Origin of the sequence: Paenibacillus shenyangensis, assembly GCF_000346635.1 — a bacterium.
Taxonomy (GTDB): Bacteria; Bacillota; Bacilli; order Paenibacillales; family Paenibacillaceae; genus Saccharibacillus; species Saccharibacillus dauci.
In genome coordinates, this window is the sequence record NZ_AOIG01000025.1 from 108,934 (window position 1) to 115,590 (window position 6,657).

Annotated in this window: 6 protein-coding genes; 4 read left to right on the top strand and 2 right to left on the bottom strand. The window is 49.2% G+C overall.

Features of this window, described 5'->3' with window-relative positions:
- Positions 1–55: 55 nt before the first annotated feature.
- Both H065_RS26460 and H065_RS0119890 read left to right on the top strand, forming a co-directional pair.
- Positions 56–712 (top strand): universal stress protein, encoded by a 657-nt coding sequence (locus H065_RS26460; protein ID WP_036630416.1) that lies wholly within the window; start codon positions 56–58, stop codon positions 710–712.
- 117 nt (positions 713–829) lie between these two features.
- A complete protein-coding gene (locus tag H065_RS0119890) occupies positions 830–1,720 on the top strand; it encodes a DMT family transporter (protein WP_017814846.1) in 891 nt (296 codons plus the stop codon).
- A gap of 178 nt (positions 1,721–1,898) precedes the next feature.
- On the opposite strand, the gene H065_RS0119895 is transcribed toward H065_RS0119890, so the two are convergent.
- Together H065_RS0119895 and H065_RS0119900 are read right to left on the bottom strand one after the other, a co-directional pair.
- Positions 1,899–2,300: an AbrB/MazE/SpoVT family DNA-binding domain-containing protein gene (locus H065_RS0119895; RefSeq protein WP_017814847.1), complete on the bottom strand. Its 402-nt coding sequence runs from the start codon at positions 2,298–2,300 to the stop codon at positions 1,899–1,901.
- A 78-nt stretch (positions 2,301–2,378) separates the two neighbouring features.
- Complete coding sequence (locus H065_RS0119900) at positions 2,379–3,953, bottom strand: DUF4153 domain-containing protein (RefSeq protein WP_238557999.1); 1,575 nt, start codon at positions 3,951–3,953, stop codon at positions 2,379–2,381.
- 308 nt (positions 3,954–4,261) lie between these two features.
- Between H065_RS0119900 and H065_RS0119905 the strand changes: the two genes are divergently transcribed.
- Both H065_RS0119905 and H065_RS0119910 read left to right on the top strand, forming a co-directional pair.
- Positions 4,262–5,965 (top strand): ABC transporter substrate-binding protein, encoded by a 1,704-nt coding sequence (locus H065_RS0119905; RefSeq protein WP_017814849.1) that lies wholly within the window; start codon positions 4,262–4,264, stop codon positions 5,963–5,965.
- 246 nt (positions 5,966–6,211) lie between these two features.
- Complete coding sequence (locus H065_RS0119910; protein WP_017814850.1) at positions 6,212–6,544, top strand: KGG domain-containing protein; 333 nt, start codon at positions 6,212–6,214, stop codon at positions 6,542–6,544.
- Positions 6,545–6,657 lie beyond the last annotated feature (113 nt).

Consider the following 6,657-nt stretch of genomic DNA (forward strand, 5'->3'; position numbering starts at 1 on the left):
CTGGTTAAGAGTTCATTATAGATACAATAATACGTACCGAACAAAGGAGAATCCGATGATGAATGACGAGAAAATTATGGTCGGGGTCTACTACGGCCCTAATGGCGAGCGACTGATCAGGCGGGGTATTCGGCTAGCAGAGCTGCTTCAATCTCCGCTATACGTCATCACCGTATTGAATGAACCGGTTAGTGAACTGGATATGCAGCAGGAGAATTATCTGAATTCATGGAAAAAGTTGACGGAGGAAGCCGGCGGTACATTTATCATCAAGGTCGATGAAGAAGATGAACCGGCAGATATCATTGCCGAAGTCGCGCGTCAACAGCAGATCACCCAGCTCATTATTGGTCAGTCGGCGCAGTCCCGCTGGCAGGAAATTACCCGTGGCTCTATCATTAATGATCTGCTGGAAAAAATGGGGGCAGTCGATATCCATATCGTGGCTGTGCAGCGGATGAAAGCACGTCTGGAAGAAACTCATGAAGACGGTGTAGAAGTTGATGTTATCCGCACACCTTCTGGCTACCAGATTCGTTACGAAACCGATCAACCTATCGTAACGCAGGGAATCTTTTTTAAGGATCAGCATACCGACTTTGATAATGGACTGCTGAAGCTGCTTATGAATGGCGAGTACAAATACTTAAAGGTGTTCAAAGGTAGAGTCATTGATTTACCTGAAGACGTAATTCAGAATACAGGCTCATAATGAATAGTTTCGTAGAAAGGACACTGCCAAAAATCTGCAGCGTCCTTTTGTTTGAATTTCCGCATTAAAAGGCGTATGATCAGAAATACTGCTTGGATATACAGAAAGGAAGACATTATGAACACCTTGACACCACTCAAACGGACGGGGCTGATCGCTGCACTGGTATTTCTGTGGGGCATCTCCTGGTCCATCTATAAATTGGCGCTGGATTATACACCGCCACTGTTATTCGCCGGTCTGCGTACATTGGGAGGCGGCGTACTGCTCATGTTGATCCTGCTGCCCCGGCGGCGGCTGATTCGCTGGCATGCCAACTGGAAAGCCTATGTCATTTCCGCAATTCTGAACGTTGTCCTGTTCTATGGACTACAGACATTGGGTCTGCTCTACATGCCATCCGGTCTGTTCTCTGTACTCGTCTATCTGCAGCCAGTATTGGTCGGGCTGTTTGCCTGGATGTGGCTCGGCGAATCCATGTCTCCATTGAAAATCATCGGGCTGATCCTTGGCTTTGCCGGTGTCATCTCGGTTAGTGCAGGCGGCTTCTCCGGACATGTCGCTGTGATTGGCGTCGTGCTGGCGCTGGTGACTGCACTCAGCTGGGCACTGGGTACCGTCTATATCAAAAAGGCCAATCAAAAAGTCGATGCGCTGTGGATGGTTGCTTTTCAGTGTACACTGGGCGGACTGGTGCTTACAGCCTCCGGCTCGGCGACGGAGAGCTGGGCCGCTATTACATGGAATGCGCCTTATCTGATCGGACTGATCTTTGGCATTATTTTCGGAATTGCCCTGTCGTGGATTATCTACTTTACTCTGGTCGGTGCCGGAGATGCGAGCAAAGTCGCTTCCTATACCTTCCTCGTACCGCTGTTGTCGGTATTTATCGGTACCCTGGTTCTGCATGAGCCGTTTACCTGGTTCCTGCTGCTCGGTCTGGTACTGATCGGTATCAGCATTTACCTGGTCAATCGTAAGCCGAGAATGCTAAATATGCGGTCGTAAATAAAACTGGTTCACTTAAGTTAAATCGCCTGTCACTTCAGTTATATATGTACAAAGCAAAAGCACACCGCTATCGAAACGGTGTGCTTTTGCTTTGTACATATAAATCATATTCTCTGGGCGAACAGAAATTGGCGATCTACTATAATATCGCTCCCATACTGAAAAATGACAGATGTTAATACAGCTGTACATCCCTGTAAGACTGCCAGCTGTCCCATTCATTACCGTGCTCCATAGTCCGGTCCTGCAGATACCGGTACGGGCTTAATGGAAAACGAGGCCCTTCCAGCAGTACAATTTCTCCGAGATCTCCATGATCCCACAGCGTAAATACATCTCCTGGTTGCAGGCCGGATTCGGGTACCATAGATGCGGGAATCCGTACTTGTCCATACGTATTCCATGAATCGGGGATCTTACTGACAATACGAATCTCCAGACCTTCGACAGTATCTTCCTCCGACTCAAACTGCGGTGGACAATCTTCCTGTAGATCACTCAGTTGCTGCAGCCATTCTCCTACCAGCAGATCAGCCGGGTCACTGTTCCAGCGAATCATTGCCTGTAACGTAAACATGTGTTCATTCCCCTTTCCTGTTCTGGTTATGATGTCTTCGAAATATGGTTATCCAATTAGGGTTATCCGTAGACTCCATTAATGGTGGTTATCCTGACGCAGTGCCCGGATCGCCAGATAGTCGCTCAGATTGATCGGCTGCCATCCTCTGTCTTCTGTGAACAGATAAGCCCAACGCTCGTGCAGACCCGCTCCCAGACCCGGCACTTCATGCTCACGGCTGAATTTCAACAATGACGGTACCGCATCGGCGGACAATCCGATCAGGTAATCCATATCCAGCTGCCCGGTCTGTTCATAACGCTCCATATTACGGCTCGCGATCTGGCGGTCCATACCGGCATAATTGACCAGAACGTAGGCAACCAGTGCCAGAATAATATAACAGCGCGCCAGCGGCAGACGACGAAAATGTATCCGCAGTCCCGCCACAATCAGCAGGACGCCAAGAAATATCATAAAAGCATGCACGAGAAAGCGGATCGTCGTATAACCATACGCCTGCTCATATAACAGAAGACGGGTAAACGCCGAATATAACATCACGCCGGAACATAATACGAGTACATACAGCAGTCCATTGTTCAGACGCTGCAGTCCTTTTCCCGCAGGACCGGCATAGAGCAGTCCGCATAGCATAATCACAAAGTTCAGCGCAGTCACCAGCACCAGCTCTGCAAATCCACTACGTGCATATTCGGCATACGTACTGCCATCCGGCAAATTGCCCTGCGGCGCTCCGAACAAGTAGGAGAACTGCAGGAAAACAAACAGCACATACACGATATTGATCAGCACCAGCACCGTTCCGAGAATAATCGGATCGATCCGTACCGGGTTGGCAGTCTGTACAGGCAGCGCAGCAGGATGAGGCATTGAAGCATTTATACTATGCTGCTCTGTTGAATTCATGCCTTGCGGCGGAGTGGCAGAATCCGTCCCCGGCGGCGCTTGCCAGACAGGCGGGGTATAGATGAAGGGCTTCACAAATCCCCATAGGTAACCAAACAGGATAAAGCCCATGATCACTACCCAGACCAGCCGGAATGTGCCCTCGCCAGGCGACAGATTCATAATCCAGCGCGGCATGGTGCCCAGCAGCTCGTTAAACATGCGATCTGCAGACGTTAGGAGCGCAATAATAATGAATAGCAGCGGCAGGGCTGTCAGCACACCCAGCATGATTTTGCGGAATATCGTACGCTGACCTTCCTGCATCCGCTGGGACGCTTTATTTTTTAACATGGCAAACGGAGTAATAAAATGACGGAACGTCTGTGGAATCAGGTGATCCAGTGCATCGATGATCAGCGCCGGCTGATTCCAGTCCAGCCGTCTGCGGCTCAGCATATACGCCAGATGCAGAAAAATCAGACACGGGATAAACAGACCATTCAGCACCCGAAAAAACTCATTTCCGAATAATCCGTACGTACAGGATAGCAGTAAAATAATGACCATGACCAGTCTGCTGAACCATGATCCCTGCCGCAGCCGGTCACCCGCATACGTATACATATAGAGATAAAACAAAATGACAAAGACCGGATAAGAAATGCCAAAGTCGTGTCCATAAAACAAATATTGATGAATGACCGCCAGAACAAAAGCACTGATTAGTGCAATCCATCCCCGCTGGGGTACTACAATCAACTTCTCGTACAATGCTCTCTCCTCCAGTTGGATTCTTGTATTTACTGGTAGTTTGGTTATGCTCAACTATAATTTTGCTTTCGATCAGGAGTTGGGTTTGTGGTTATTTTTATTGTAGATGATAAAATAAGAAAATAAATAGAAGAAATAAACTGGAAAATTTCCTATTTTATTTGGAGACAATCCCATCAGAAATAGCATTGGAGAAAACGGATTGCCTCTTAGCGTCATGTGGATAAGCACTACTGAAAAAGCATAAATATACAGGATTATAAAAAGGTTCCTACTGGAACAAAGGGAGGAATAACATGAAATTACATCGGCAATTCCTGCTGCTGCACTCCCAGTATGGAGCACAGAACGAGCAGAATGTCACACTGGATGAATTGGCAGAAGTACTGGAATGTACACACCGAAATGCACTGAATATTATTACTCGCATGAGCGAGCAGGGCTGGATTGGCTGGCAGTCCCAACGGGGACGGGGACGTCGCTCACAGCTCACTTTCATCGCGTCTCCCGAGCAGATCGCCATGGAGTCGATGATGCATACGATTGAGCGCCGGGATATCCGGGACAGCATGGAGCAGATCCGTCTGCACGCACGGTCGCCGGTTGTGGAGGAACAGCTACAGGACTGGCTGCTTAGCTATTTTGGCCCGCATTCGGAGATTCAGCGTGACCGGCAGATTGACCAGCTGCGGCTGCCGATCCGACAGCGCATCCATACGGTAGATCCGCTTTATATGAATCTGTTAGCCGAATCGTTTGTATCCAGCCATATTTTCGACGGATTGGTTCGCAAATCAGGTGCAGATGGCCTCATCACTCCGCACCTGGCGCATGCCTGGGAGATCGACGAGCAGCGGACAGGGTGGACTTTTTATCTGCGCAAGGATGTGCTATTCCACCATGGACAGATTCTGACTGCCGAGGATGTTGTGTATACTTTTGAGCGGCTGATTCGTACTTCACGCCGGGCGCTGTACCGGTTTGTATTCAAGCAGATTCAGTCGGTACGTGCGCTGAATTCCACCACCGTTCATATTCAGCTGCAGGAACCAAGCGAGCTGTTTTTGCCTTTTTTGTGTACCAGCCGGGCCGCGATTGTGCCAAGGGGATTGAATCGGCGCAATGAGCAGGAATTTGGTCTCAAGCCGAGTGGTACCGGTCCTTTTCGGATGGTGGAGCAGAGTGAAGAGCGCTGCGTACTGGAAGTGTTCAAGCCTTATTTTCAGGGACGCGCCCATCTGGACCGGGTAGAGATTATTCATATTCCATGGTCGGTTAGCGGGAACCGGGCTGATCCGGCCGATCCGGTCTCTCCTTTTCACCTGATCCCCAATCCTTCCGTGCCGGATGACCATTCCTGGAGTCAGCTGCCTTCGCCGGTATCGGTACGCAAGTTCATCACGTTCAATACGCAAAAGGAAGGCCCGCTGCGTGACCCTCATATTCGCGCCCATATCTGCAACTGCTTGCAGGGTGTAATCACAGAAAACGCCATACCGACGTCTGCAGCAGATACCGAACACACCCTTACACCGCTACGGATTCTGACGATTCCGCAATACCGCCGGGATGCGCGCGAGATTGCCGAGACACTGCAGCAGCATTACGACTGTGAAGTCGTTTCTCTGCCGATCGAGCAGTTTCAGGGCCCGCTGCGAATGGAGTCTGATCTGATCGTATTCTCGCTGACCCGTGATCAGGATGAGCAGCTGCGTCTCTATGATCTGTATCTGACCCTGTCTCAGCATCTGGATACCCATACACGAATCGATATTGAGCATGCCCTGATCAATATTCGTCGCCAGTCTGATTCCCGGCTGCGAGATACGCTGTTCCAGCAGATCTGGGAGCGGCTCGCTGCGGATCACCAGCTATATGTACTGTATGAGAAACCTGTTCAAACCGCGTATTTGCCTACGGTACGCGGGATTACGTTTAACAGTCAGGGATGGGTCGATCTGCGGCATATCTGGTTCCCTTCACCGTCAGTGGATTTATAATAATCCCCAAAAAAATCAACAAAAAATAACCTGCCGGATCATCTGTTTGGCAAAATGGGAGAAGTACTGTCATGATGGGGATCAAGCGATTTGGCGAGGAACAATATGAAGCAAGGCAGTGATTTAGCACTGACTGTTCTGGGAGAATTGGGGTGTTTATTCTATTTTCGGACGGGTAATACAATACCGTGGCGCTGATCATAACAGCACACATACAACTAGAAAATTCAGAGGAGTGAGTAGAAAATGGCAAACAACAACAGCACTAACAACAACGGCAAAATGAGTAGAGAAGAAGCAGGTCGTCTGGGTGGAAAAGCCACTTCTAAAAATCACGACAAAGAATTTTATCAGGAGATCGGTCAAAAAGGCGGCGAATCGACATCTGATTCCCACGGCAAAGCATTCTACCAGGAAATCGGCCAAAAAGGTGGTCAATCCACTTCCAATTCCCATGATAAAGAGTTCTATCAGGAAATTGGCAGCGAAGGCGGCAAAGCGCGCAGCAATTCGGACGGCATGAGCCGCGAGGAAGCAGGCCGCAAAGGCGGACAGGCACGCTCCAAAAATAACGACTAAGCGCTATTGAACCTGCGCGGAGTATGCAGGTCACCCGCTTCTAATATTGAATATGAATGCCTAAAAAGGCAAAAAAAGAGCAGCCCGACCAGTAAACTGTACCCTACAAGATG